This is a genomic window from Vibrio sp. 1288, assembly GCF_033344475.1.
This window is the reverse complement of record NZ_JAWPOX010000042.1, coordinates 12,055-38,237: the sequence shown is the minus strand read 5'-3', so window position 1 is coordinate 38,237 and position 26,183 is coordinate 12,055. Positions and strand designations below refer to the sequence as shown.

23 protein-coding genes are annotated in these 26,183 nt (G+C 46.5%); 11 read left to right on the top strand and 12 right to left on the bottom strand.

Annotated features, from left to right (window positions below; all coding sequences use genetic code 11):
* Positions 1-313: 313 nt before the first annotated feature.
* The 6 genes from fre to trxA all read right to left on the bottom strand — a co-directional run bounded on the left by fre (position 314) and on the right by trxA (position 6,134).
* Positions 314-1,027: an NAD(P)H-flavin reductase gene (gene fre, locus R8O11_RS21835; protein ID WP_005382872.1), complete on the bottom strand. Its 714-nt coding sequence runs from the start codon at positions 1,025-1,027 to the stop codon at positions 314-316.
* Between the two features lie 14 nt (positions 1,028-1,041).
* Positions 1,042-1,311 carry a 2Fe-2S iron-sulfur cluster-binding protein gene (locus R8O11_RS21830; protein WP_012126600.1) on the bottom strand — a complete coding sequence of 90 codons (270 nt, stop codon included), beginning with the start codon at positions 1,309-1,311 and terminating at the stop codon, positions 1,042-1,044.
* On the bottom strand, positions 1,308-3,161 hold the full coding sequence (gene ubiD, locus R8O11_RS21825) for a 4-hydroxy-3-polyprenylbenzoate decarboxylase (RefSeq protein ID WP_170890940.1): 1,854 nt from the start codon (positions 3,159-3,161) through the stop codon (positions 1,308-1,310). The genes R8O11_RS21830 and ubiD overlap by 4 nt, the downstream gene beginning before the upstream one ends.
* A 91-nt stretch (positions 3,162-3,252) precedes the next feature.
* On the bottom strand, positions 3,253-4,245 hold the full coding sequence (locus tag R8O11_RS21820) for a hypothetical protein (RefSeq protein WP_318194431.1): 993 nt from the start codon (positions 4,243-4,245) through the stop codon (positions 3,253-3,255).
* Between the two features lie 106 nt (positions 4,246-4,351).
* Positions 4,352-5,611: a transcription termination factor Rho gene (gene rho, locus R8O11_RS21815; protein ID WP_005378757.1), complete on the bottom strand. Its 1,260-nt coding sequence runs from the start codon at positions 5,609-5,611 to the stop codon at positions 4,352-4,354.
* Positions 5,612-5,807: 196 nt separating this feature from the next.
* Positions 5,808-6,134: a thioredoxin TrxA gene (gene trxA / locus R8O11_RS21810; protein WP_004745500.1), complete on the bottom strand. Its 327-nt coding sequence runs from the start codon at positions 6,132-6,134 to the stop codon at positions 5,808-5,810.
* Between the two features lie 111 nt (positions 6,135-6,245).
* On the opposite strand from trxA, the gene rhlB reads away from it, so the two are divergent.
* The 3 genes from rhlB to R8O11_RS21795 all read left to right on the top strand — a co-directional run bounded on the left by rhlB (position 6,246) and on the right by R8O11_RS21795 (position 10,895).
* Positions 6,246-7,565, top strand: a complete 1,320-nt coding sequence (rhlB, locus tag R8O11_RS21805) for an ATP-dependent RNA helicase RhlB (protein ID WP_318194430.1) — start codon at positions 6,246-6,248, stop codon at positions 7,563-7,565.
* Between the two features lie 20 nt (positions 7,566-7,585).
* Positions 7,586-9,079, top strand: coding sequence for a guanosine-5'-triphosphate,3'-diphosphate diphosphatase (gppA, locus tag R8O11_RS21800; RefSeq protein ID WP_005382885.1), 1,494 nt, complete (start codon positions 7,586-7,588; stop codon positions 9,077-9,079).
* Positions 9,080-9,251: 172 nt separating this feature from the next.
* Entirely contained in the window at positions 9,252-10,895 is a 1,644-nt protein-coding gene (locus R8O11_RS21795; protein WP_318194429.1) for a sugar nucleotide-binding protein, read from the top strand.
* 222 nt (positions 10,896-11,117) lie between these two features.
* On the opposite strand, the gene R8O11_RS21790 is transcribed toward R8O11_RS21795, so the two are convergent.
* The 3 genes from R8O11_RS21790 to recQ all read right to left on the bottom strand — a co-directional run bounded on the left by R8O11_RS21790 (position 11,118) and on the right by recQ (position 14,177).
* Positions 11,118-11,792, bottom strand: a complete 675-nt coding sequence (locus tag R8O11_RS21790) for a 7-cyano-7-deazaguanine/7-aminomethyl-7-deazaguanine transporter (protein ID WP_213898988.1) — start codon at positions 11,790-11,792, stop codon at positions 11,118-11,120.
* Between the two features lie 234 nt (positions 11,793-12,026).
* Positions 12,027-12,332 carry a DUF3630 family protein gene (locus tag R8O11_RS21785; RefSeq protein WP_005378772.1) on the bottom strand — a complete coding sequence of 102 codons (306 nt, stop codon included), beginning with the start codon at positions 12,330-12,332 and terminating at the stop codon, positions 12,027-12,029.
* 9 nt (positions 12,333-12,341) lie between these two features.
* The gene (gene recQ / locus R8O11_RS21780; RefSeq protein ID WP_203346180.1) at positions 12,342-14,177 is read right to left on the bottom strand and encodes an ATP-dependent DNA helicase RecQ; all 1,836 of its coding nucleotides are present in this window, start codon (positions 14,175-14,177) and stop codon (positions 12,342-12,344) included.
* Between the two features lie 178 nt (positions 14,178-14,355).
* Between recQ and rarD the strand changes: the two genes are divergently transcribed.
* From rarD to ggt, 4 genes are all read left to right on the top strand, one after another.
* Entirely contained in the window at positions 14,356-15,273 is a 918-nt protein-coding gene (rarD, locus tag R8O11_RS21775) for an EamA family transporter RarD (RefSeq protein WP_005378774.1), read from the top strand.
* A 71-nt stretch (positions 15,274-15,344) separates the two neighbouring features.
* The gene (locus tag R8O11_RS21770; protein WP_017633800.1) at positions 15,345-16,142 is read left to right on the top strand and encodes an AraC family transcriptional regulator; all 798 of its coding nucleotides are present in this window, start codon (positions 15,345-15,347) and stop codon (positions 16,140-16,142) included.
* A 91-nt stretch (positions 16,143-16,233) separates the two neighbouring features.
* Positions 16,234-16,893 (top strand): LysE family translocator, encoded by a 660-nt coding sequence (locus R8O11_RS21765; RefSeq protein WP_017633799.1) that lies wholly within the window; start codon positions 16,234-16,236, stop codon positions 16,891-16,893.
* A gap of 111 nt (positions 16,894-17,004) precedes the next feature.
* A complete protein-coding gene (gene ggt, locus R8O11_RS21760; RefSeq protein WP_318194428.1) occupies positions 17,005-18,771 on the top strand; it encodes a gamma-glutamyltransferase in 1,767 nt (588 codons plus the stop codon).
* A gap of 808 nt (positions 18,772-19,579) precedes the next feature.
* Here the strand turns inward: ggt and uvrD are convergent.
* A complete protein-coding gene (uvrD, locus tag R8O11_RS21755; RefSeq protein ID WP_318194427.1) occupies positions 19,580-21,754 on the bottom strand; it encodes a DNA helicase II in 2,175 nt (724 codons plus the stop codon).
* Positions 21,755-22,035: 281 nt separating this feature from the next.
* Between uvrD and R8O11_RS21750 the strand changes: the two genes are divergently transcribed.
* From R8O11_RS21750 to R8O11_RS21735, 4 genes are all read left to right on the top strand, one after another.
* Entirely contained in the window at positions 22,036-22,296 is a 261-nt protein-coding gene (locus R8O11_RS21750) for a DUF2282 domain-containing protein (protein WP_005378779.1), read from the top strand.
* 99 nt (positions 22,297-22,395) lie between these two features.
* Positions 22,396-23,268 (top strand): DUF692 domain-containing protein, encoded by an 873-nt coding sequence (locus R8O11_RS21745; RefSeq protein ID WP_053303012.1) that lies wholly within the window; start codon positions 22,396-22,398, stop codon positions 23,266-23,268.
* Positions 23,265-24,023 carry a DNA-binding domain-containing protein gene (locus R8O11_RS21740; RefSeq protein WP_054866613.1) on the top strand — a complete coding sequence of 253 codons (759 nt, stop codon included), beginning with the start codon at positions 23,265-23,267 and terminating at the stop codon, positions 24,021-24,023. The genes R8O11_RS21745 and R8O11_RS21740 overlap by 4 nt, the downstream gene beginning before the upstream one ends.
* Positions 24,024-24,033: 10 nt before the next feature.
* Positions 24,034-24,489, top strand: a complete 456-nt coding sequence (locus R8O11_RS21735) for a DoxX family protein (protein ID WP_047102549.1) — start codon at positions 24,034-24,036, stop codon at positions 24,487-24,489.
* Between the two features lie 31 nt (positions 24,490-24,520).
* On the opposite strand, the gene R8O11_RS21730 is transcribed toward R8O11_RS21735, so the two are convergent.
* Together R8O11_RS21730 and R8O11_RS21725 are read right to left on the bottom strand one after the other, a co-directional pair.
* Positions 24,521-24,802: a hypothetical protein gene (locus tag R8O11_RS21730; protein WP_005378786.1), complete on the bottom strand. Its 282-nt coding sequence runs from the start codon at positions 24,800-24,802 to the stop codon at positions 24,521-24,523.
* A 91-nt stretch (positions 24,803-24,893) separates the two neighbouring features.
* A complete protein-coding gene (locus R8O11_RS21725) occupies positions 24,894-26,087 on the bottom strand; it encodes a multidrug effflux MFS transporter (RefSeq protein ID WP_005382927.1) in 1,194 nt (397 codons plus the stop codon).
* Positions 26,088-26,183 lie beyond the last annotated feature (96 nt).

The window sequence follows — 26,183 nt, the reverse complement described above, 5'->3', positions numbered from 1 at the left end:
TGATAGGTCTATATTGTTAAAGAGCTTGCTTTGCGAGAAGTTTTTCTCTCAAAGCGGAGGTGCATTCTAGCGATTTAATTGACAGTGTCAAACACTTTTTCAATTTTATTTTTCGTAGAAGCTTTCACCTCTCCGACCTTGCTGAAGCCTTATCGCGTCTGCCGTGTCGGTGGATGCGCATTATAGGGAACTCAGAACCGTTCGCAACCCTTTTTTGAAAAAAAATGGAAAAAAATGACTGTTCGATGACTATTTCATCAAAAAAGCAAAAAAGAGGGTAAAAAACCCTCTTTTTATGCCTTAAAAGCCGTATTTAAATGAATGCGTACGCGTCTGCGAACATACGTTCGCTCTTCGCTTTCTTGTTCTGAGTGAACTGTTCACGTGCTGCGCCAGCCATTTCAAAACGACCTGCAATATAGATATCGTAGTTTTCTAAGCTTTCGAAATCTTCAGCTACAGCTTGTAGCACGTTACCAACTTTACCTTGCCAGTCTGCAGGAGCTTCTTCTACTACTGGCACAAAGTGAACATTGGCAAACTTGTCGGCAATCTCGACCAGTTCGTCTTTAGCATAAAGCTGGCAGTTATCGCGCGCCCCCCAATATAAATAGATAGGATTGGTTTTATTCTGCGCTACGCAGTGATCCAGAATCGAGCGAACGTAACTGAAGCCTGTACCACCAGCAATTAATAATAATGGGCGTTCGCTTTCTTCTTGAACCCAAGCATCGCCATGTGGCGCATCAATTTCAATCTGACCATCAGTTTCAAGCGCCGCTTGCATTGCTTCGACAACTTCTTGTGCATAAGCGTTGTGTTCCGCCGCACCGATGTGCAGTTCAAGTTCACCTTCATGACGACAAGGGCTGCTTGCGATAGAGAAAGGACGTTTGTCTTTTTCACCCATCACCACCATTAGGTACTGACCCGCTTTAAAAGGCACTGGTGATTCTGGATGAAGAAGGATTTGGTAAGTATTACAAGCTAACGGCTGAATAGACTTTACTTTACATTGGATGGTCATGGTGTTCCTCTCGCTTACTCGTCAAAAGTAAGCACTAAATTACTTTCTGTATAGGCTTGGCAAGGGAATATCCAACCTTGCTGTTGCTCTTTTTCGGTTAGCATAGGTTCGAGGTGATAGCTCACCTCGCCCGTTAGCTTTTTACACATGCACATGGCGCAAGCGCCAACTTGGCAACGGTGTGGGAAGCGAATATTGTTGTTGAGCGCAGCTTCCAACACCGTCTCCCCTTCTTTTACTTGGAATCTAACGTCCATTGGTAGAAGGTGGACTTGATGACTCATAGAATACCTAACTGGTCCCAAATCTCATCGACTTTAGCCACAAGTTTAGGATCTTTTTTGATAGGCGTACCCCACTCGCGCGTGACTTCAGATTCGAACTTGTTGGTCGCATCCAGTCCTAATTTGGATGAACTCTCAGTCTTACCAAGCACTTGAATCGTGTCTCTATCTGGGTCCATTCGAGTTGTCACCGCCCAAATGATGTCATTCCAATCTCGTGCATTAACGTCATCGTCGCACAAAATGATGAATTTGTTATCCGTGTACTGAGCAAAGAAGCCCCATAGATGTTCCATCAATTCTTGGGATTGACCAGCTTGGTCTTTCTTCATAGTCACGACAGCAAATTGGTTGTTTGCTGTAACTGGAAGATAGACGTCAACAATCTCAGGGCGTTGCTGTTTCAACTCATTTAGTTCTGCTTCGGTAATCGTTTTGCTGTCTCGCTCAGTGACCTCGGTTCGCGTCGCCAGCTCGGCATCCCATTTAATGGTCGCATCCAAGCCCATTTTGGAGCCAAGCCCAACCACTGGTGAAGCAAAGTCGAGCGAGTCGATTGGCGTGTTATCTATCATCAAGGTATCACGTACAGGATCCATATGCTCTGACATGGCTTTCACGACATCATTCCAATCTCGTGCGTTTACCGATTCATCGCACACAATAACAAACTTGGTATACATGAATTGACGTAAGAAAGACCACACGCCCATCATTACGCGCTTGGCATGTCCTGGGTACTGCTTCTTCATGGTGACGACGGCCATTCGGTACGAACAACCTTCTGGCGGAAGATAGAAGTCTTCAATCTCTGGGAATTGCTTTTGCAGAATAGGCACAAACACTTCGTTTAATGCCACACCCAATACAGCTGGTTCATCTGGCGGACGACCTGTGTAGGTGCTGTGATAAATAGGGTCTTTATGCATAGTAATGTGCGTAATAGTAAATACGTGGTGCTTTTCTTTTTCGTTATAGTAGCCAGTGTGGTCACCGTAAGGACCTTCATCAGCAAACTCGTTCGGGTCGATATAGCCTTCCATCACGATTTCCGCGCTCGCTGGCACTTCCAAATCGTTGCTGACTGACTTCACGACTTCCGTTTTGCTTCCACGTAGCAAACCTGCAAATGCGTATTCCGATAGCGTATCTGGCACTGGTGTTACTGCGCCAAGAATGGTTGCTGGATCTGCACCAAACGCGACCGAAACTGGGAAAGGTTTACCTGGGTTGGTTTCCATCCAATCGCGCAGATCAAGCGCACCACCACGATGGGCTAACCAACGCATGATGATTTTGTTCTTGGCAATTTTCTGCTGACGGTAAATGCCTAGGTTCTGACGTTTCTTACTTGGACCTTTGGTTACGGTTAAGCCCCAAGTAAGCAGCGGCGCTACATCTTCTGCCCAGCAGCTCATTACCGGAATTTTATCCAAGTCGACTTCATCACCTTGCCAAACAATGTCTTGGCATGGTGCTTTACGTAAACGCTTAGCCGGCATGTTCAATACTTGTTTGAACACAGGCAGTTTTTCTAAAGCGTCTTTGAAGCCTTTTGGTGGCTCAGGTTCTTTTAAATAAGCCAGCAGCTTACCGACTTCTCTTAATTCTTTAACGTCTTCACGTCCCATGCCGATTGCGACACGCTCTGGTGTACCAAACAGGTTAGTCAAAACAGGTACGTCGTAGCCGATTGGGTTCTCAAACAACAGCGCAGGTCCACCAGCACGCAAGGTGCGGTCGCTGATTTCTGTCATTTCATAAGCGGGATCGACAGGGTGAGTGATGCGTTTAAGTCGACCTTTCTGTTCTAGGTGGTCGATAAATTCGCGTAAATCCTTAAAACTCATAGGCCTTCATGCTGGCTGATTAAACTGTCCGCAGTATAACAAATAGGAGGACGCTAAGATCCTCCTATTTTGTGTGGGTATGTGAGCAAGATTACTTTAATACTTGTTCAATCTGCCGAGTCTTTACCTGATGGTTCGAAGATACTAACTCTTCCAACCAGGTTTGATGCCCTTGTTGAGCAAGCTCTCGAGCAACCATGGTTGCTTCTTCTGATAACGCCATTTTTCTAACTAGAAACTGCTTTACTTGCGGAGATAGAGGGTTAGATTTTGTAAGTAGACTAATAGCTTCTGGCTTGAGTGATGGGTTAACTGTGGCATTCATCAATTGCTGAATGGAAAAAACGTCTCCAACCGCAGCTAAACGCTCAAGTTCGGACTGGCTGTTGTAATCGGCTTTCATCCGCCAGAGTAAGTTGTACACTTCCTCATCCTGACTAACTTGTGCCAACCTGACTATCACGGCCGTCGAGGGTAACCAACTGGTCACATTTGCTTTGGTTAACTGGGCCGCTAATGCAGCAAGCGCGTTGGGTGATAAACTGTCTAACTCTCGAATCAAAAGCGCTTCACGCGCTTGAGCTTGTTGAGATGGCCCTGTAAGCCATTGCTTTAAGTTAAGCTCTCTTCGTTCAGCTTGTAAGACAAAGTCCAAGGTACTTTGGTCTTGTTTCCAACGCTTAATCAAGCGACTCGCAATAACGGGAAAGTTAAAAGCGGGTACACTAAATTCATACCCATCACCTCGCTCTAACACTTGATAAGTCGGGGTCATACGGATCTGGGACTCAACAAACAGAGCCATTCGAGGCGTGAGAATCACATCTTGCTTTTCAAGCTTTTCCAATAATTGAAAGCGCACCACCTCTTGTTGAGGCAAAGCAAGTCTATCAAGGGCAAATTTAAGCGAGTCGACTTCATCTCTGACAGCGTAATCAAGCAGTTCAGAGACTTTAGCCTGTATTTGAGTATCCTGAAGCCACTGCTCTACTACAGACTCATGCATTTCCTTGGCAGATAATGTCGCAGGTAGAGTGATAAGTGACAAGCTCAGGAGTAATGACGACAACATTCCTTGTTGCATGTTAACCTCCCGATAACATTTCCTTCATTCTGATACTTCTATCGGGAGAAAGCAATAAAAAAGCCACCGATATACGGTGGCTTTTCGCAGAATAACTTATCTGAGACTATTGACGACGCATCGCATCGAAGAACTCATCGTTGGTCTTCGTCATCGCCAGCTTATCGATTAGGAACTCCATTGCGTCGATTTCGCCCATTGGGTGAACGATCTTACGCAGAATCCACATCTTCTGTAGTTCGTCAGTCTTCGTCAGTAGCTCTTCACGACGTGTACCTGAGCGGTTGAAGTCAATCGCAGGGAATACACGCTTCTCAGCAATCTTACGGTTCAAGTGCAGTTCCATGTTACCTGTACCCTTGAACTCTTCGTAGATAACTTCATCCATTTTAGAACCAGTATCTACTAGTGCCGTTGCGATGATAGTTAGGCTGCCGCCTTCTTCTACGTTACGTGCAGCACCGAAGAAACGCTTAGGACGATGTAATGCGTTTGCATCCACACCACCTGTTAGTACTTTACCTGATGAAGGCACTACGGTGTTGTAAGCACGAGCTAGGCGAGTGATAGAGTCAAGCAAGATAACTACGTCTTTCTTATGTTCAACAAGACGTTTTGCTTTCTCGATCACCATTTCCGCTACTTGTACGTGACGAGATGCTGGCTCATCGAAAGTCGACGCAACCACTTCACCTTTAACTAAGCGCTGCATCTCAGTTACTTCTTCTGGACGTTCGTCGATAAGAAGAACCATCAACTCACACTCTGGGTGGTTGTACGCGATGCTTTGCGCGATGTTTTGCAGAAGCATTGTTTTACCCGCTTTAGGCGGAGCAACAATCAGACCACGTTGACCTTTACCGATTGGCGATGCCAAGTCTAAAACACGTGCTGTAATGTCTTCTGTTGAACCGTTACCACGCTCCATAACCATGCGCTCATTCGCATGTAGAGGGGTAAGGTTTTCAAATAGGATCTTGTTACGGGCGTTGTCTGGTTTATCGTCGTTAACGGTATTGACTTTTAGAAGGGCAAAGTAACGTTCACCGTCTTTTGGTGGACGAATTTTACCAGCGATAGAGTCACCAGTACGTAGGTTAAAGCGACGAATCTGACTTGGTGATACGTAGATATCGTCCGGACCCGCAAGGTATGAACTATCTGCACTGCGTAGGAAACCAAAGCCGTCTTGCAGAATTTCCAGAACCCCATCGCCAAAGATGTCTTCGCCGCCTTTCGCGTGCGCTTTTAAAATCGCGAAGATGATGTCTTGTTTTCTTAAGCGAGCTAGGTTCTCTAATCCTAAGCTTTCGCCCAGTTTTACAAGGTCAGACACAGGTCTGTTCTTCAGTTCGGTAAGGTTCATGGTGGTGGATTCTTGTTTAGTCAAAATAAGATCTGTTTTCTAGTTAAGATGGATTTGGTCTCAGGATCGACCAAGAAGAGAAATTTGTTCAATTAACGCGCGATAAGTTAGCACTAATTAGTATTCTAGTCCAGAGTTAGAAAAACAAAACCGTGCATTGTAACTTTGCACGGTTTTATCTGTAATCACTTGGTGATTATAAGTTTGCGTCTAGGAACTCTTTTAGTTGAGTTTTAGACAGAGCACCTACTTTCGTTGCCGCTACGTTACCATCTTTAAATAGTAATAGCGTTGGAATGCCGCGAATACCAAACTTAGGTGGTGTACCTGCGTTATGGTCGATGTTTAGTTTACCGATAGTGAGTTTGCCTTCGTACTCGTCTGCGATTTCGTCCAAAATAGGAGCGATCATTTTACAAGGACCACACCATTCTGCCCAAAAATCCACTAGAACCGGGCCTGCAGCGTTGATTACATCGTTTTCAAAACCGTCATCAGTTAGCTGCAAAATCTTATCACTCATCTTCCACTCCAATGTGTTTTTCGAAACTGGTTGGATGATAACCAGTAATTAGATGCCCTATTGGAATGTATTTACTTTCGTATTGCAAGCTTTAGCTGATATTCTATAGCCATGAAAAAGACGCATATCACAGAGCAAAAGTTCGCCGATTTGGGCTTAAAGCCCCAAGTTATTGAAGGATTGGACAAAAAAGGGTTCGAATTTTGTACCCCTATCCAAGCCTTGGCGTTGCCGGTCCTGCTCACCGGCCAAGACATCGCAGGCCAGGCCCAAACGGGTACTGGTAAAACGCTCGCGTTTCTTACTGCTACGTTCAACCACCTTCTGACGACTCCGGAACATGAAGGTCGTAAGCCTACACAGCCACGCGCAATTATTATGGCGCCTACACGTGAGCTCGCTATTCAGATTTACAATGATGCAGAATCATTAACTGAAAGCACAGGTCTAAAAACCGCTCTAGCTTACGGTGGTGAAAGCTACGACAAGCAACTTGCGAAACTGCAAGACGGCGTAGATATTCTGATCGGAACAACAGGCCGTATCATCGATTTCTACAAACAGCGCGTATTTAACCTCAACAACATTCAAGCTGTTGTTCTGGACGAAGCCGACCGCATGTTCGATCTTGGCTTTATTAAAGACATTCGCTTCTTGTTCCGTCGTATGCCTGAGCCAAAAGAGCGTTTGAACATGCTGTTCTCAGCTACGCTCTCTTACCGCGTTCAAGAACTGGCATTCGAACACATGAATACTCCTGAGCATGTCGTTGTCGAACCGGAACAAAAAACTGGCCACCACATTCAGGAAGAGCTTTTCTATCCTTCTAATGAAGACAAAATGGCGCTGCTTCAAACACTAATTGAAGAAGAGTGGCCAGATCGCGCTATCATTTTTGCCAATACCAAGCATAAGTGTGAATCGGTTTGGGGTCATTTGGCTGCCGATGGACACCGTGTAGGCCTTCTTACTGGCGATGTACCGCAGAAGAAGCGTGAGAAGATTCTTGAGCAATTCACCAAAGGTGATGTCGACATCTTAGTTGCAACTGACGTTGCAGCGCGTGGTCTGCATATTCCTCAGGTAACGCACGTTTTCAACTACGACCTTCCTGACGACTGTGAAGATTATGTTCACCGTATTGGCCGTACTGGTCGCGCTGGTGCGAGCGGTCATTCGATCAGTTTTGCTTGTGAAGAGTACGCGGTTAACCTACCAGCAATCGAAGAATACATTGAGCATACAATCCCAGTTTCAGAGTACGATTCGTCGGCACTGATTCAAGATCTACCAGCTCCGATTCGTATGCGTGCACCACGCAACCAACAGCGCCGCACGAATACTGGCGGTACCCGTTCTGGTTCTGGTAACCGTAAGCCGCAGGGACGTCGTCCACGCCAACCGCGTCAATCGGCACCAAAACAATCGTAATAGGAAACTGAGTTCGTTTTATGAGTCAAGCAGGATCATCACCGCTATATGCCGCCATCGACCTCGGGTCGAACAGTTTTCACATGCTCGTTGTGCGTCACATCGATGGCAGCGTTCAAACAATGGCTAAAATTAAGCGCAAAGTTCGTCTAGCAGCGGGCTTAGATGAACATAATTCTCTTAGTATGGAAGCTATGCAGCGAGGATGGGACTGCTTAAGTCTATTTGCGGAACGCTTGCAGGACATTCCTAAACAAAACATTCGCATCGTCGGTACTGCAACATTACGTACCGCGACCAATGTAGATGTGTTTTTAGAAAAGGCTAACCAAATTCTAGGCCAGCCTATCGAAGTGATTACTGGTGAAGAAGAAGCTGCCACTATCTATAAAGGTGTCGCTCACACCTCTGGCGGTAGTGGTCGTCGCCTTGTAGTCGATATCGGTGGAGCAAGTACCGAACTGATTATCGGGGAAGGTTTCGAAGCCAAAGCACTGACCAGCTTAAAAATGGGCTGCGTGACTTGGCTTGAAAACTTCTTTAAAGATCGCCAATTGAATGCTCGTAACTTTGACGCGGCAATTGAAGGAGCGAAACAGACCATCCAGCCGATTTTAGAACGTTATACAGAAATTGGTTGGGATGTGTGTGTTGGTGCATCAGGCACTGTTCAGGCATTGCAAGAGATAATGCTGGCGCAAGGCATGGACGAAGTAATCACTCACTCCAAACTCAAGCGTCTACAGAAGCAAGCCATGTTGGCCGACCATTTAGAAGAGCTCGATATTGAAGGCTTAACACTTGAGCGTGCATTAGTGTTCCCTAGTGGCCTCTCTATTTTGATTGCCGTTTTTGAATTGCTTGAAATCGATGCTATGACACTGGCTGGCGGCGCACTACGCGAAGGCTTAGTGTATGAGATGGTTGAAGAGCTTCGTCAAGAAGACATTCGTGCCCGCACTATCGCTAGCGTACAAAATCGCTATCAGCTCGATCACCAATACGGCGAACAAGTCGCTACTCTGGCACACACGCTTTTACAGCAAGCTGGGGGCGATGAGTGGATTACAGAGCCTCAGGGCAAGATATTACTCGAGACCGCCGCAAAACTGCATGAAATTGGTTTAACTATCGATTTCAAAAAAGGCGGAGAGCATAGTGCTTACTTGCTGCAGAATTTGGATCTGCCTGGTTACACGCGCGCGCAGAAGTTCTTTATTGGTGAAGTGGCTCGTCGCTATCGCGAACAGCTCACTTCTTTACCTGAGCAGCATGCATTATCAGGCTCAAGTGCCAAACGAGTATTGAGACTGTTGCGTCTTGCGGTTCTACTCAGCCATCGTCGCAATCCTGATCTAGAGCCAAATGTGACTCTAACGGTTGAAGGCGACAATCTAACGTTACACATTGATGCGCAATGGCTAGAGAAAAACCCACTGACTGCGGCTGAGTTGGAAATTGAATCCAACCGTCAGACAGACATCGGCTGGCCATTAAATATCGTAGCAAAATAAGCGAATATCACTGCCTTACAATACTAAAGCCCAGGCGTTCGCTTGGGCTTTTTTGCTTCTACTTCCCCTACAAAACGTGCTGCCCAGCAAAAATCTCAGCTTCTCCGCTCTACATCGAAAAACAGCCATGCTTTATTGATAAGCACGATTTAGCCAACCAAGATGCACCATAATGAAAACCGTTTTAATGACTGGCTTAACTGGCACCCTCGCCCCTAAAGTTGCTCATCAGTTCCACCTCCGTGGCTGGAACGTATTGGAATGGAATCACCACCAAATCCCACCAGATGATCCACAGCAAAGTGAGCAATTTTGGCAACGGCACCACATTGATGCGGTGTGCCACATGGCGATGGGGAGTGAAGCGTGGGCAGCGTGGCTTGGTGAGCACTGCAAACAGCGCAACATTCCTTATCTTTTTGTCAGTACAGCAATGGTATTTGATGCCACAAAAAATGGGCCTTATGGCATCTTTGAAGAAAGAAACACCCAAGATGAATACGGCAAATACAAAGTTCGTTGTGAAGATGCAATCTGGCAAGCAAATCCAGATGCGATGATTGCTCGAATTGGTTGGCAGCTCCATCACCAAGCAGAAGGCAATAACATGTTGGCGCATCTCGACCGCCAATATGAAGAGAACGGCGTTATTACCGCTAGTACAGTTTGGTATCCCGCGACTTCTCATATGGACGATACTGCACTCGCCTTTTTGCAGCTTATTGAGCGGAACGAAGCAGGTTTATACCATTTTGATAGCAACTTAAAGGATAAGTGGAATTTCTACGAACTCGTTTGTGCACTCAAGCAGCATTACAACAAGCCATGGCAAGTGCTGCCAAGCAATGATTATCACCATGACCAACGTCTAACAGATGAACGAATTGCCTTGCCGCCATTGAGTGAACGTTTCAACAAGCCAGAGCAAATCAAACAAGCTGGCATCATAGGAATCAACTGGGGACGCACGCACATTCCCCACTATCGAAACAATGGTGTATCGGTCACAACGTTATGCGCCAACCAAATAGAACCGCTTCAGCAAGCGTGCAGTGAGGAAGCAATCCTAAAGGCAGAAACGAACATCAGCGCACTCAAACAACTCGATGTCGTGACCATCGCGACACCTGCGCATACTCATGCAGAGATCATAAAGACGTTAGGTTCAACCAAGCTGATTTGTGAAAAGCCATTGGTGGGATTGAATTCCGACATCACTCACTGGCAGCAACCGAACTCCAACCTATTGGTTAATTACGCCTTTGCTCAGCTAGAGACCGCCAAGACGATAGAGAAATGGCTCACCTCGCAAACCCAACCTTGTGTGGTCAATCTAATCACCCAAGTTAACCTACCGGGCACCTTCACACTCAAAGAGTGGTTTCTTGAAACAGCCAGTCACCCTATTTCTTGGTTGCTGCACTGCTTCGGAGACTACTCTCAGTCAACACTGATTGAGGAAAACGGCCAACTGATCGTTGAGCTGCAATGTGGCGACCACCAGCTAAGATTTGTATTTGAATTAACAGGTGAGCCGGGCATCGAGCACAATCTAACGATTCAATCCAACCAGACTTTAACCAGCAAAGGCTACTATCGTGTCGGCGAAAAATGGCGTTTCGAGCCCATTCTCGTTAATGGCAACGCGATAAATGATGGAGAATACAGCGAGTCTGATTGCTGGCAGGACGCCAATCAACGCAGTTTCGGTTTGATGTTGGCGATGTTCAATCAAAGCATCAGTTGGGAGAAAGGCCTGCAACTTGGCGCCTTCGATGCGCAAAAAGCCATTTTGATTGAGAAGATGCTCCGTTAGCCATTTCACCAACTAGCTTCCTCTACGTTCCGTAACTTCGATAAAAAGGTCTCACTCGGGACCTTTTTTACTGCTCATTTTTACCTTCGTACAGCTCAGGGAGCTTTTGGACACCCATGATCTAATTGCTCCCCACGCTGTACAAAACCCTCTAAATCCCAGTAAGCAGGTACAAAAAAGCCGCTTGATTTAAGCAAGCGGCTTTCGGGGTTCCCACTGATATTAAGACTGAACGCTTGTCGTCACCTTAAAGTCAGGGTTCACCTCAGTCAGCTTCTTAATTAGGTAATTCAGTAATACGCCGTACATAGGAACAAACAAACCAAGACTGATAACCAGTTTGAAGCCGTAATCCACCAGCGCGATTTCCGTCCAATGCTCCGCCATAAATGGATCTGGGCTTTGGTAGAACGCAATGGCGAAGAAAGCGATAGTATCAAGTGCATTACCGAAAAGCGTTGAACACGTTGGTGCCACCCACCATTGCTTCATTTGACGTAAGCGGTTGAACACATGCACATCCATGATCTGACCAAGTAGGTACGCCATGAAGCTAGCAATCGCGATACGAGCAACGAACAAGTTAAATTCCCCTAGGTGACCAAAACCTTGGAATTGACCTTCGAAGAACACCACCGATAAGAAGTAAGATACAGCCAAAGCAGGCAACATCACTAAGAAGATGATCTTACGTGCCAACTGAGCACCGAAAATACGCACAGTTAAGTCAGTCGCTAAGAAGATAAATGGGAAAGTGAATGCACCCCAAGTGGTATGGAAACCGAAGATAGTAAACGGTAGCTGAACTAGGTAATTGCTAGATGCAATAATGACTAGGTGGAATAGAACCAGATAGATAAGGGCGTTGCGCTGCTGCGCAGGGGTAAAGTTACTCATGCGATACCTTTTTAGTTTGGTTTGGGGGTGAGGGAACCCAAATCGAGTCACTGAATAAAGTGGCTCTTACCAACAATGTAAAATGAAAAATAAACTGGCTTGGCTCTTTCTGAGCGAAGCGGTGGGCGATTATACATTAACCACTTTTCGCCGCAAGTCGTCTGTTTGACGCAAACGTTTAAGCATAAAAAAGGGTGTTTCATGTGAAACACCCTCTCTAGAAAAATTCTATTTTTAGAAGCCGCGCTGGAACAACCCTGCAAGATAATCCAACTCTTCCCTGCTCTCTTCAATCGCTAACGCTTCAAACCAAATCGCTTCGCTGTAATGCTCTGCTTTCATAAACAGTCGGCAACCTTCAAAGTCAATCAACCAAGAGTGAATGTCCGCATCCCACTGTTTTTCCACCACAGTAGCAGAAAGCAAGCCGACTAAACGCTCACCTAAAGCAGGAAAGCTATCAAGGTCAAAGCTCGGCGCGGTAATGATTAAGCGCCCTTCTTGTGCCATGTAATCCGCTAAGCCAAATTCCTTTTGCATCTTGGTTCCTTATCCGTGGTGAGTAATGTGTTCTTGAATCAAATCGAGGAATGGATCGGCGTACTTCTCTAGTTTGCGCTGACCAACACCGCTGACTGCAAGCATTTCGCCGTAAGACGTTGGCAGAATTTCCGCCATATCAATCAGAGTCGCGTCACTGAAGACCACGTATGGTGGCAAACCATCTTCATCAGCAATCGACTTACGCAGCTTACGTAACTTAGCAAACAGCTTTTTGTCGTAGTTCTTGCTGGTCAGTTTGTCCGACTTCGCCGCACGTGCTGCGGTGTCTAAACGCGGAACCGCTAACTCTAGGGTCACATCGCCACGTAGCAGCGGACGCGCTTCTTCGGTAAGTTGCAGCGTTGAGTTACGCGTGATGTTTTGGAACAGCAGCCCTTTGTGGATTAACTGACGGAAGATACTCACCCAGTAATCGTGGCTGTGGTCGCGCCCTATCGCGTAGGTAGAAATCTTATCGTGGCCGTTTTCACGTACACGAATGTTTTGCATGCCACGTAGCACTTCCACCACGTAGCCCATACCAAAGCTCTGATTCACTCGGTACACACAAGACAACGCCTTACGCGCTTCTTCCGTGGCATCAAAGTGTTTCGGTGGATCTAAGCAAATATCACAGTTGCCACATGGCTTCTCACGATACTCACCAAAGTAATTCAATAGCACCTGACGACGACAAGTCTGCGCCTCAGCAAAGGCACTCATCGCATTCAGTTTGTGGGTTTCCACCTGCTTCTGTGGACCATCGTCTTTCTCATCCAACATACGACGCAGCCAACTGATGTCCGCTGGGTCATACAACATCATCGCTTCCGCAGGCAAACCATCACGCCCTGCACGACCGGTTTCCTGATAGTAGGACTCGATATTGCGCGGGATATCAAAGTGAACCACAAAGCGCACGTTTGGTTTGTTGATGCCCATACCGAATGCCACGGTCGCCACTACGATTTGGATGTCATCACGTTGGAAAGCTTCTTGAACGTAAGCGCGCTCATCGGCATCCATACCTGCGTGATAACCAGCTGCACGAATGTGGTTGTTACACAACTTCTCAGTCACCATCTCAACTTTCTTACGGCTACCACAATAGATGATGCCGCAATTACCTTTTTGAGTTTCAAGATAACGAACGATTTGCGAAACCGGCTTGTGCTTCTCAACTAAGTTGTAGCGAATGTTGGGACGGTCGAAGCTGCCTAGATAAACCTCTGGATTATTCAGTTGCAGACGCTCAAGAATATCTCGACGCGTTGCGTCATCCGCCGTCGCCGTCAGCGCCATAAATGGCACATGGGAAAACTGCTGCTTGAGTTGACCAAGCGCGGCGTATTCTGGACGAAAATCGTGTCCCCACTGGGAAATACAGTGCGCTTCATCGACAGCAATCATCGATAACGGCAGGTTTTCCAAGCGCTCAATGAAATCACGCATCAATACGCGTTCTGGCGAGACGTACACCAACTTAAGATGACCAGTGTGCATGCGGTTATACACGCTGAGCAGCTCTTCGCGAGGCATGGTCGAGTTAATGCACTCAGCCGCTACACCGCTGGCTTTAAGCTGGTCCACTTGGTCCTTCATCAACGAGATAAGCGGAGAAATGACCAAAGTAATGCCAGAGCGAACCAAAGCAGGGATTTGATAACACAGCGACTTACCGCCACCAGTAGGCAGGATAACTAAGCTGTCGCGACCTTCTACCGCAGCGTCAATCACCAACTGCTGACCATCACGGAACTCTTGGTAACCAAACACATCCTCCAACACACGTTGAGGCGTTACAGGCGAATCAGATTGTTCGGCTAACAAGGTCGAGGTCATGAAAAGTCTCAGATTGGGTCTTAAAAAAGAGGTGCTTATGCATACCACTGGCACACAAAGTGAGGGCACATTGTAATGGGGTTTCATGGTGAATAAAACCGCAAATTGTTAGGTGTTTCGCATCACGACTCGTATACTGATTTTCTGCTCTATAAAACACACAATTAGGTGACACTTCATGACACCAGAAGACGAACAACAACGCGCGCGGCAAGGTATCTTGCTAGCGATTGGTGCGTATACCATGTGGGGCATTGCGCCGATGTACTTTAAGTCCATCGCACAAGTATCTCCTTTGGAAATTCTAAGCCACCGAGTGATATGGTCTTTCTTTTTGCTTGCTGCACTCCTCCATTTTGGCCGTCACTGGCGCTCGGCTTACCACATCGCGAAAGACAAAACGAAAATCGCTTACCTGATCGCAAGTTCCATGTTAATTGGCGGCAATTGGTTGATTTTCATTTGGGCGGTAAACTCGAATCATATGCTCGACGCCAGCTTAGGTTATTACATTAACCCATTAATCAATGTCTTGCTCGGCATGGTATTTTTGGGAGAGCGACTGCGCAAATTACAGTGGTTCGCGGTTGTATTGGCAGGTTGTGGCGTACTCGTGCAACTGATTGTATTTGGCTCCGTACCTGTTGTTGCGATGGCGTTAGCAATGAGCTTCGGCTTTTATGGCTTATTAAGAAAGAAAGTCAGTGTCGATGCAAAAACTGGCTTGTTTATCGAGACATTACTTCTACTGCCAGTGGCCGCTGTTTATTTGCTTTTTATTGCCGATACACCAACCTCAAATATGCTTACGAATCCACTTACGTTAAATAGTTTGTTGATCGCGGCTGGGGTTATAACAACCCTGCCACTGCTGTGCTTTACGGGTGCAGCAACAAGACTCAAATTATCGACTTTGGGCTTTTTCCAATATATAGGCCCAAGCTTAATGTTTTTACTTGCAGTATTGATGTATGGCGAACCCTTTACCATGGATAAAGCGATCACTTTCGTCTTTATTTGGGGAGCACTAGTCGTGTTTAGCTTTGATGGATTACGTAATAACCGTCGCTCACGCCGAATCGTTCAGCCACAGTGATCGTTTTTTACAAGACAAGTTAGAAATTGCCAGATAAGCTTGGTCATAATGTGACCAAGCTTTTTTATTTAATGGAACATATTCAGTACTACGCAACCGACCATGACAACTTGAGTCTAATAGAGGCGAAATACCAGAAATTTGCTTTTCAAAGGCATTACCATCTGGATTTTCATCTCGGCCTGATCACGCATGGTGCGCAGAAGTTCCAATACCAAGGTAACAGCCACCAAGTTGGTCACGGGCAAATTGTGATTATGCCGCCGGATGAGCTGCACGACGGGCAATCTAAGCTCGAGAGTGGCTACGAAGTAAATGTGTTTGCGATCGAACCTCACCTATTGAGCGATCTAGCCGATCTTAAGAAAAACGGTCAAATAATACACTTCAACGAACTGATCATCTCGGATCCCCAGATATTTTCACAACTTAGTAACTTACACGGGCTACTTCGTCGTGAAAACCTCAGCCAACTCACTAAAGATTGCCTTCCTTTTGAAGGATTTAACCAACTTTTTGATCGCTACGGATCGCTTGAGCGACAAAAAGTGGTGCCGCTAGGAAACCAATCGCTTGGGACGTTAAAAGATTATCTAATGGCTAACCTTGACCAAGCGGTGCGTTTGGATTCACTTTCAGAGCTGTGCCAACTGAGCCCAACTCAGTTCCAGCGCCACTTTAAAGCGCAAACCGGCATGACGCCTTATGCGTGGTTCGCACGCCTGCGCCTTGAACAAGGCATGAAGTTACTGCAAGCTGGTCAATGTGGTACCGACGTCGCCCACCAGATCGGTTTCTACGATCAAGCGCATTTCAGCAAAGCGTTTAAACAGACCTACGGCGTTTCCCCTTCTCAAGTGGCTCGTTAATTTCATTTACCGAGAAAGCTGTCAGTTTTTTACAAGCGCCACAGGTGACTTACCACGACAATAGCCGCATTGGTTAAATTTGAGATGTGTTATGAATGAATCCACCATATTGCTGACACTCGCCAGCATTCACTTTATTGCCCTAATGAGTCCAGGTCCGGACTTTGCGCTGGTCGTACAAAATGCGACGCGTCATGGTCGTCAAACTGGCTTGTACATTGCGTTGGGATTGTCCGTCGGTATTTTGCTGCACTCTTTGTTCAGCCTGACAGGTGTGAGTTTTGTCGTCCACCAGCACCCAGTGCTGTATTCCGTGGTACAACTGCTCGGTGGTAGTTACCTGCTCTACTTAGGAATTGGCGCATTGCGTGCCGTGATCTCGATGATCCAAAACCCACAGACGGATCAACCTAAGAAGCAAAATAACCTAGTGATCAGCAATAAGCGTCAAGCGTTTGCTAAAGGGTTTGCGACCAACATTCTTAACCCAAAAGCCCTGGTGTTCTTTGTCAGTTTGATGTCGAGTTTAGTCCCAGCAGGTATGTCGATTACTGGCAAAGGTATTGCACTGGTCATCCTGTTTGGCTTGTCGCTATTCTGGTTCTCTAGCCTTGCATGGATGCTGTCGACACAGCGCTTACAGCGTAAATTGCAACAAGCGGGTATCTACATCGACGGTCTATGCGGCGTGGTATTTACTCTAGTGGGCGGCAGTATTCTATACCAAACTATCAATACTTTTATCGGATAAAGTACTGATTTAAAAGCGTAGCACAATCGACATTTCTAAGATTGCTGACTCGACGTGACTCTCCATAACTGCCAAGCTCAAAGCACAAAACTGGCAACATGGAGAGTCATCATGCATTGGACGTTCAACCGACTCGTGACCACGGGTCTTTTTCTTACTTCCCCACTAATCTTATCTACCTCAGTCTTTGCTAACCAAGCAGCAGATGCGGTTGCGCCGGAGCACAGTACTGGCTTCGAGCAAAAGCAATTGATCAAAGCGAAAGATTATATGGTTACCGCTGCTAACCCAATTGCAACCCAAACTGGTGCGGATGTTATTGCCCAAGGTGGTAATGCTATTGATGCTATGGTTGCCGTGCAGCTGATGCTGGGCTTGGTAGAACCGCAATCATCAGGTATTGGTGGTGGCGCCTTCTTAGTTTATTGGGACAGTGAGAAACAAAAACTGACTACGTATGATGGACGCGAAACCGCACCGCTCGCCGCGACGCCGAAACTCTTTTTAGACGAAAAAGGACAACCCCTACAATTTTACGATGCGGTTGTCGGCGGGCGCTCCGTTGCCACTCCTGGAACAGTGAAACTGCTGTGGGACACACACCAGAAATACGGCAAGTTGGAATGGAAGAAGATCATCCAACCCGTGATTACCTTGGCTGAGCAAGGTTTCGAAGTCAGTCCTCGCCTCGCGAGTCTGATTGAGAAAGATGCTAAGCGCCTATCACGCTTCTCTGCGACTAAGGCTTACTTCTTCAATCCAGACGGCTCACCAAAAACCGAAGGCACGTTGTTGAAGAACCCTGAATACGCGCAAACTCTGACGGCAATTGCAGAGCAAGGGGCAAAAGCTTTCTATCAAGGCGATATCGCTACAGACATCATCAAGACCGTACAGAATGCACCGGGCAATCCTGGCGTATTGGCACAACCTGACTTTGATGCGTTCCAAATCAAGCAACGTGAACCGGTTTGTGCGGCTTACCAAAGCTATGACATCTGCGGCATGGGACCACCTAGCTCTGGCGCATTGACGGTTGGACAGATTCTCGCGATCACCGAGCAATACGATCTTAAAGGTTGGGGAGCCGAAAGCGCGAAATCATGGCAAGTGATCGCCGATGCATCGCGCCTTGCGTTCGCGGATCGTGGTAAATACATGGCTGACCAAGATTATGTGCCAATGCCAACCGAAGGCTTGCTTGATAAAGATTATCTCAAACAACGTGCTGAGCTCATTCAAGTCGGTAAAGCCTTGAGTAAGGCTGAAGCCGGTAATCCTCCTTGGTCGCACGCCATGAACTTAAGCATGGACCAATCGATCGAGCTGCCTTCCACCAGCCATTTCAATATCGTCGATAAGCAAGGCAATGTGGTTTCAATGACAACAACCATCGAGAACGCCTTTGGCTCACGCTTGATGGTACGCGGCTTCTTGCTCAATAACGAACTGACCGATTTCTCTTTCCGCACGCATCAAGATGGTGTGCCAATCGCAAACCGATTAGAACCGGGCAAACGCCCACGTTCATCTATGGCACCAACCATTATGATGAAGGATGACAAGCCTTACATGGCAATTGGCTCACCGGGTGGCAGCCGCATTATTGGTTACGTCGCACAAGCCATTATCGCCCACACGCAATGGGATATGGACATCCAAAGCGCGATTAATCAGCCACGATTGCTGAACCGTTTTGGCACCTTAGATATTGAGCAAGGTACCGCCGCAGAGGGCTTACAGCCTGCTCTGGAGAAGATGGGCTTTAAAACCGATGTTCGGGATTTGAACTCTGGTCTGCATGCGATACGAATAACAAAAGACGGTCTTGAAGGCGCTGCGGATCCAAGACGTGAAGGTGCCGCTATCGGGCAGTAAGAGTCTTTCGCTCGACCCCTTGTGCGAGATCTCTCACAAAGGGTTGAGCAAACCTCTCTTTTTTAATGGTAAAACCGTACAGAAAAGAGCATAAGCCATTGAATTTAATACTCATGTATCTTTTTTGAACGCTAAGAGAGTTAAAAAATGTGAGATTAGCCCGTTGTTGGAAATCGTTAAACACGTAATATTAAACCTGTCGGAAGGATGCTGACACGGAACAGGAAACACCACGGACTTGGTGAGCTTCAGGAAGAAGAAACGGTTATTCAGGATGAATAGTCGGGCATGGATTGCAAAATTGGACATTGAACGGAATCAATAGTGACTAGGATGGTTGCTACTAAGGACGGGAAATGGACACCTCTGGACGAGGCAAGGATTTGAACATCAGGATGATGTCAGGGACACCGCTCAGGGAACAAGTGATGAGAGCTAACGAGGATAGTTAGCAGACCAGGATAAGGTCATTAAGGACACCGCTAGGAAGGCGACGTAAGGATTAAGCTGACGGATTCAGCACACTATCATGGATTAGATGCATGGAGCACTCTTAGTAGCTGGATTGCTGCGAGTAAGACTATAACCCCGATGGGCGCAAGCCCTCGGGGTTTTTCTTTGCCTAAAGTTTTTCTCAGTAGATCTGCTGAAAACAGGCATTCACCCACAACGCCCACCTTTCACTTCAAACGGCATCGTTAAGTCGCGCTTTTGTACTCCATTTATCATTCCATTTTTTACTGCGTTAGCGACACCAAAACTGCACAAACAAAAAGAGCCGCCGAAGCAGCTCTTAAGTTGATGAGCCTTACAGTTTCTCTAGTCGTGCGTAAGCAGTTACCAACCATTTGATGCCTTCACCATTAAAGGCAATCTGTACACGGCTCTGTGGACCACTGCCTTCGAAGTTGATGATGGTGCCTTCACCAAACTTTGGATGCATCACACGAGAACCTAGCGTAAAGCCGGTTTCATTAAAGCTCTCTTTCACAACAGTTTGGCTAAATCGACCACTGCTTGAAGGACGGCTAACTTGCGCCTTCATTCGTACTTCATCCAAGCATGTTTCTGGCAGTTCACGAATAAAACGAGACGGTTTATGGTACTTATCCTGACCGTACAAACGGCGCATTTCAGCATAAGTGATGTACAGTTTCTGCATCGCACGGGTCATGCCTACGTAACACAGACGGCGTTCTTCTTCTAAGCGCCCTGCTTCTTCTGCCGACATTTGGCTTGGGAACATGCCTTCTTCCACACCGACCATAAACACCAATGGAAACTCTAGACCTTTCGCACTGTGTAATGTCATGAGCTGAACCGCATCTTCAAATTCGTCCGCTTGTCCTTCGCCCGCTTCTAGTGCTGCGTGGGTTAGGAATGCCGTCAGCAGTGACATGTCTTCGGCTTCTTCTGGTTTCTCGAATTGGCGAGTTGCGGTCACCAATTCCTCCAAGTTCTCAATACGTGCCTTAGACTTTTCGCCCTTCTCTTGCTCGTACATCGCGAACAAGCCCGAGTATTTAATCACATGGTCAGTTTGGTGATGCAGCGACATCTCTAAGGTGTCGTCTTCTAGCGCGGTGACAAGCTCGATAAAACGGCTCAGAGCACCAGCAGCGCGACCAGCAAGCACCTTCTCGTCCAACATTGCCACACTCGCTTCCCACATAGTGCAACCACGGTCACGAGCCGCAAAACGGATGGTTTCAAGCGTCTTATCACCCAAACCACGCGTTGGCGTATTCACCACACGTTCAAACGCCGCATCATCGTTACGGTTGGCAATCAGACGCATGTAGCTCAAGGCATCTTTGATTTCCTGACGTTCGAAGAATCGCATGCCGCCGTAGATACGGTAAGGCAGACCGGCTTGAATTAACGCTTCTTCCAGAACACGCGACTGGGCGTTGTTACGGTAAAGCATCGCAGCGTCATTCAGAGCACCGCCCTTGTCTTGCCACTCTTTGATTTTGTTCACCGCAAAACGGGCTTCATCTAATTCGTTGTAAGCGCTGTAAACCGAGATAGGCTCACCGACCACGCCATCCGTCCACAACTCTTTACCCATACGCTCGGTGTTATTCGCAATCAGGGTGTTAGATGCTTCCAGAATGGTCTTAGTGGAACGGTAGTTTTGCTCAAGACGAATGGTATTCACGCTTGGGAATTCGAACGTAAACTTCTCAATGTTCTCGACTTTTGCACCACGCCAACCATAAATCGACTGGTCGTCATCACCTACGATCATCACGTGACACTCAGGACCCGCCATCATACGTAGCCAAGCATATTGAATGTTGTTGGTATCTTGGAACTCATCCACCAAGATATGCTTAAAGCGTGCTTGGTAGTGTTCACGGACGAACTTGTTATCACGCAGTAGCTCATGTGCGCGCAGCAAGATTTCCGCAAAATCGACTAAACCAGCACGATCACACGCTTCTTGGTAAGCGGTGTACAACTGTAGATATGTCTTGGTTACTGGATCATGGTACGCATCAATGTGCGACGGGCGCAGACCTTCGTCTTTCTTACCGTTAATCCACCATGCCACTTGGCGTGCCGGCCACTGCTTCTCATCGAGGTTTTGCGCTTTAATCAAACGCTTTAGTAGACGCTGTTGGTCGTCACTGTCAATGATTTGGAAATCTTCCGGTAGCTTCGCATCAAGATAGTGTGCACGCAGAATACGGTGACAAATGCCGTGGAAAGTACCATTCCACATACCGCCTGCACTGCCCATCATTAGCTCTTCGATACGTCCACGCATCTCTGCCGCCGCCTTATTGGTAAAGGTTACCGACATAATTGAAAACGGAGAAGCTTGCTCGACCGACATCAGCCAAGCGATACGGTGAACAAGAACGCGTGTCTTACCACTTCCTGCGCCAGCAAGAACGAGCAAGTTTTCTAGAGGTGCTGCAACGGCTTCACGTTGTTTATCGTTCAAACCGTCGAGTAATAGAGATGGATCCATCATGATGAGAGCTACTGGTTATTTATACATAAAAACCGATTATAACCTAAACAACCGGGTGCTGTTTAGACAAAACTTGATAAAAAAATCGATGTTTTTTTGCCCAACACATCAATTAGTTATACCTATTTGACCCTGCAAACCCATTTACTTCGGAAATTTTTCTGAAAGTTTTTTAGCCAGTTTCCTATCTTTTAAGTTAAGCAAGTTGATAACAAAAACGCCAAAACAGGTGATTCATCTTGCCAACTTAAAGTAAAGGAAATCATTCAGAGGAATTTATTATGAAAAAGTCGAATCTAGCTGTTACTGCTGCTGTTACTGGTCTTCTAGCTCTTGGTGGCACAATGCTAACTGCAGCTCCAGCTGTCGCTGCTGAAAAAGAAAAGTGCTATGGCGTTTCTAAAGCAGGTAAAAACGACTGTGCAACAAAAAGCAGCTCATGCGCTGGTACTTCTAAAGAAGATAACCAAAAAGACGCATTCGTAGTCGTACCAAAAGGTCTTTGTGACAAACTCGCTGGCGGTAGCACTTCTTCTTCATAATCTTTTATCGCTAGCTATTGTGAGGATGCGTTGACGCTCAACCAACGCAAAGCCAAGACGCATCCTTCTCTTCCCGCACGATTTGAAAAGGAGTTTCACGTGAAACACCACACCTTCCACGACCTTGTTGGAGTTGGATTAAGAACCCCTCACCTCGATTACTTTAGCCAATCCCAACCTGAGTTGTCTTGGTTAGAAATCCACAGTGAAAACTATTTCCAACCCAACGCTGCAGAGCGCCATCAGCTACAAACGCTTCGCGAGCAATATCAAATTAGCTGCCACGGTATTGGTTTGTCGCTAGGTTCGGTGGAACGTGTTAGTCAAAAGCATCTTGCGCAACTTAAGTCACTGATTGACTCAATCGACCCAATTCTTGTTTCTGACCATTTAAGTTGGAGTGAAAACGGCGGTCACTACTTTAATGACCTGCTTCCACTTCCGTATACGGAAGAAGCGCTCAACGTGTTCACTCGTAACGTGAATGAAGTGCAGGAATATTTGCAACGCGAGATCTTGATAGAGAACCCATCTAGTTATGTGAAGTTTCAACATTCGACCATCAGCGAATGGGAGTTTCTTACCGAAGTGCAAAAGCGCACTGACTGTCGTTTATTGCTCGATTTAAACAATGTTTATGTTTCGGCGTTCAACCACGGTTTTGATTGCGACACATACCTAGATGCGATTCCAGCCGACAAAGTGGATGAGATTCACTTGGCAGGTTTTACCATTAAACAACTCGACAAAGGTGAGATATGGATTGATACCCATAGCCGCCCAGTTAGCGATGAAGTTTGGCAGTTGTTTTCACAGTGGACAAAAAAACACGGTCCACGTCATACGTTGATTGAATGGGATTTGGATATCCCCGCGCCAGAAGTCTTATTAGGAGAAGCACTGAAAGCATCGCAACTACTGTTGCAAGGCACACTTCCAAGTGAACAAAGCGAACCAAGGAAGGCATCATGAATCTAGCCACCTTACAAAGCCAGTTTGCTAAAGCCCTACACTATCAAGCACTCGGTGAAGATTGCGATATTGCCAGTGATACGTTTACCGCTGATGAACGCATGCAGATTTACCGCAATAACTTTATCGTCAGCTTAAGCGAGGTGTTATCCGCGACCTACCCGATGGTTGAAGCGCTGCTTGGTGAAGAATGCTTTGAACAGATAGCTCGCCAGCATGTTCTTTCTTACCCATTAGAAGAAGGAAATGTGGTGCATTATGGCGAAGGCTTTCAAGACACCATCATGCAGTTCAGTCAGGTGATCGCACAAGCACCTTACAGCCCTGAAGTCGCACGCTTCGAGTGGCATATCGACCTAGCTCGTCAAGCACAGTATGAGCAATCCAATGCAGCGGAATTAAAACCGCTTGCGTTACTTGGCGAAGTGAGTGAAGAGCAACAACCCACTTTAATCTTACACCTTAAAAAGGGCTGCCGCAGCTTTGACTCCAACTACGCAGTATTCGATCTATTTAGCGCGATTCAAACTGGGCAATTCGAACAACTTAATATCAACCAATTACAGCAAGGTGTCATCTCGATTCAAGCCAATGGAGAAGCCTTGTGTCACGCACTCGATGCTGATGTGTTCCAACTGCTGCAATGTTTAGAGCAGAAGCAGAGTTTGAGCGAAATACCTGAAGTTTTACTCGCTCATCTCAATCGCATCATGGCACTCGATATTGTTGACGGCTTTACATTGCAATCAATCTAAGGAGCACTCTATGACGGATACGGTTAAAAACTTAGTGAATCGGTACGACGATTTAATCAGTACCTTACAAGCTGGCTTTGTCCCTTTACTACTTCTCTTTTGCCGCTTTTGGGTTGCTTGGGTGTTCTTCAATTCAGGACTAATCAAAATCTCATCTTGGGATAGCACGCTGTACTTATTTGAGCTGGAATACCAAGTGCCAATCTTGCCATGGGAATTGGCGGCTTATTTAGGTACGGCTGCGGAGTTGGTTCTACCGGTGTTCTTGGCACTAGGATTGATTACCCGCCCGATGGCAGCAATGCTGTTTGTGTTCAACATCATCGCAGTGATCTCTTACCCACTGTTGTGGGAGAAAGGTTTTTATGACCACCAACTTTGGGGATTGATGATTCTTATCATAATCGTATGGGGGCCAGGACCGCTGTCTTTGGACCACATCCTGAAAAAGAAAATGACGAGCTAAAAAAATCCCCGCATCATGCGGGGATTTTTTATTATTTATTCAAGTAAGCCAGTAGCTCTTCTGCTGAGATACCTTGCTGAGCGAGGTCTTTTGCCATCTGCTCGACTTGTTCATCTTTGCGTGACTCAATCACTTGCTGAAATTGGTACACGATATCACGCAAAATTGGCAGAGGTACTTGTTTAGCCGCACTACGAATACGCTCGGAGCTTTGATTACCCAGCTCATTAAGCAACTTGCCAAACATCACCTTTTCTGGTGAATCTTCCATTTGCTCTAGAATACGAGCCATTTCATACGTGGTTAACGACATTACTTTTTGAGTTCCGTTATGGTGTCAGGAAAAGTCTGAGTGACAAATATACACGCCTTACTTACATTGGAAAATACTAAATTACACTGATTTACGCTTTCGCAAAGCTCGAGTGCCAGTTCTTCCCTGCTTTTGTAAACAGAACGACCAACGCAGGTAATAGGACCCACATATGAATTGCGATCAAGGTTTGTGGATCCAGAGATAAGCGTTGCAGTGTACCCACCAGCAAACCAGAGCCACTCATTTGGAACAATCCAAGCAGTGCAGCTGCCGTGCCCGCCTTATCACCAAACGGTTCTAACGCTTTCCCTGCCGCTGCACCCAGAATGAATGCAAAACCTACAGAAGACATGAAGATAGGTAGCATGAAAGAAAGCGCGGTATTCTGACCATTCATCACTAGCATGATCACACCTGCGAGGCCCAGAGTTGAGATCCCGGTGACCAAGGTGTTGTGAGTTCCAACGCGCTCCATAAACTTAGGCGCCAGCATACATGCCGCAATGTTTATCACCGCATTTACACCAAACCAGAAAGTGAATTCATTCATCGACAGCCCCATCCCCGTCATCAATACCGACGGTGCTGAGGTAACGTAAGCAAGAATAACCGCCATCGCCATCAAGCATAATGACGCATGGAAAACAAAAGATGGTGTGCTAAGCACTGCCCAATACCGACTAAGCTTAAACACGGCTTGCTTTTCTGTTGACGGGTTAGTCTCTTTCATCATGAAAAACATCAATGATCCAGACACCACAGCAAAACCCGCCATAAAGCTAAAGTTAGCACGCCAGTCAAATTGCTGAGTTAACCAGCTACCTAGAATTGGAGCTAAAGCCGGAATGAAACAAATCGCACCGTTAAGGTAGCTGATCATTTTGCCGCTTTTTTCCGGGCCAAAGATATCGCGAACTGTTGCAAAGGCTGCTACCGATGTCGCACACGCACCTAAGCCTTGTAGCAGTCGGGAAACCAACATCCACTCAATATTTTGAGCACTCCACGCCAATAAAGCGCTCATCGCGTAAATGGTGATACCGCCCAGTGCAACAGTTCGACGTCCGAGTTTATCTGCTAGGGGACCTGCGAATAGCTGACCAACACCCATAGCAAATAAGAACCAAGTGATCGTGTCTTGTGCTAGCGCATTATCGACCTGAAAAGTGGAAGCAATAAGAGGTAAAGCAGGTAGATAAATATCAATCGCTAAAGGACTGAAAAGAACCAAAAGGGTCAATAACGCCATCTGTTTTTTACTATTAGAAAACTGGCTAGACACACAACACTCCGAATTGGATAAAGAACTTTGGGTAAAGCTTAATCATCTGATGATATGAATGGAAATGATGTATAATCATGAGCATTATTCCTCAGA

Coding starts and splice junctions, on each gene's coding strand:
- R8O11_RS21830 (WP_012126600.1), bottom strand. CDS start 1,311: ATGAGTCATCAAGTCCACCTTCTACCAATGGACGTTAGATTCCAAGTA.
- R8O11_RS21820 (WP_318194431.1), bottom strand. CDS start 4,245: ATGCAACAAGGAATGTTGTCGTCATTACTCCTGAGCTTGTCACTTATC.
- rhlB (WP_318194430.1), top strand. CDS start 6,246: ATGAAAAAGACGCATATCACAGAGCAAAAGTTCGCCGATTTGGGCTTA.
- rarD (WP_005378774.1), top strand. CDS start 14,356: ATGACACCAGAAGACGAACAACAACGCGCGCGGCAAGGTATCTTGCTA.
- R8O11_RS21795 (WP_318194429.1), top strand. CDS start 9,252: ATGAAAACCGTTTTAATGACTGGCTTAACTGGCACCCTCGCCCCTAAA.
- R8O11_RS21735 (WP_047102549.1), top strand. CDS start 24,034: ATGACGGATACGGTTAAAAACTTAGTGAATCGGTACGACGATTTAATC.
- gppA (WP_005382885.1), top strand. CDS start 7,586: ATGAGTCAAGCAGGATCATCACCGCTATATGCCGCCATCGACCTCGGG.
- R8O11_RS21765 (WP_017633799.1), top strand. CDS start 16,234: ATGAATGAATCCACCATATTGCTGACACTCGCCAGCATTCACTTTATT.
- R8O11_RS21790 (WP_213898988.1), bottom strand. CDS start 11,792: ATGAGTAACTTTACCCCTGCGCAGCAGCGCAACGCCCTTATCTATCTG.
- ggt (WP_318194428.1), top strand. CDS start 17,005: ATGCATTGGACGTTCAACCGACTCGTGACCACGGGTCTTTTTCTTACT.
- recQ (WP_203346180.1), bottom strand. CDS start 14,177: ATGACCTCGACCTTGTTAGCCGAACAATCTGATTCGCCTGTAACGCCT.
- R8O11_RS21740 (WP_054866613.1), top strand. CDS start 23,265: ATGAATCTAGCCACCTTACAAAGCCAGTTTGCTAAAGCCCTACACTAT.
- R8O11_RS21770 (WP_017633800.1), top strand. CDS start 15,345: ATGGAACATATTCAGTACTACGCAACCGACCATGACAACTTGAGTCTA.
- uvrD (WP_318194427.1), bottom strand. CDS start 21,754: ATGATGGATCCATCTCTATTACTCGACGGTTTGAACGATAAACAACGT.
- ubiD (WP_170890940.1), bottom strand. CDS start 3,161: ATGAGTTTTAAGGATTTACGCGAATTTATCGACCACCTAGAACAGAAA.
- R8O11_RS21750 (WP_005378779.1), top strand. CDS start 22,036: ATGAAAAAGTCGAATCTAGCTGTTACTGCTGCTGTTACTGGTCTTCTA.
- R8O11_RS21785 (WP_005378772.1), bottom strand. CDS start 12,332: ATGCAAAAGGAATTTGGCTTAGCGGATTACATGGCACAAGAAGGGCGC.
- fre (WP_005382872.1), bottom strand. CDS start 1,027: ATGACCATCCAATGTAAAGTAAAGTCTATTCAGCCGTTAGCTTGTAAT.
- R8O11_RS21730 (WP_005378786.1), bottom strand. CDS start 24,802: ATGTCGTTAACCACGTATGAAATGGCTCGTATTCTAGAGCAAATGGAA.
- rho (WP_005378757.1), bottom strand. CDS start 5,611: ATGAACCTTACCGAACTGAAGAACAGACCTGTGTCTGACCTTGTAAAA.
- trxA (WP_004745500.1), bottom strand. CDS start 6,134: ATGAGTGATAAGATTTTGCAGCTAACTGATGACGGTTTTGAAAACGAT.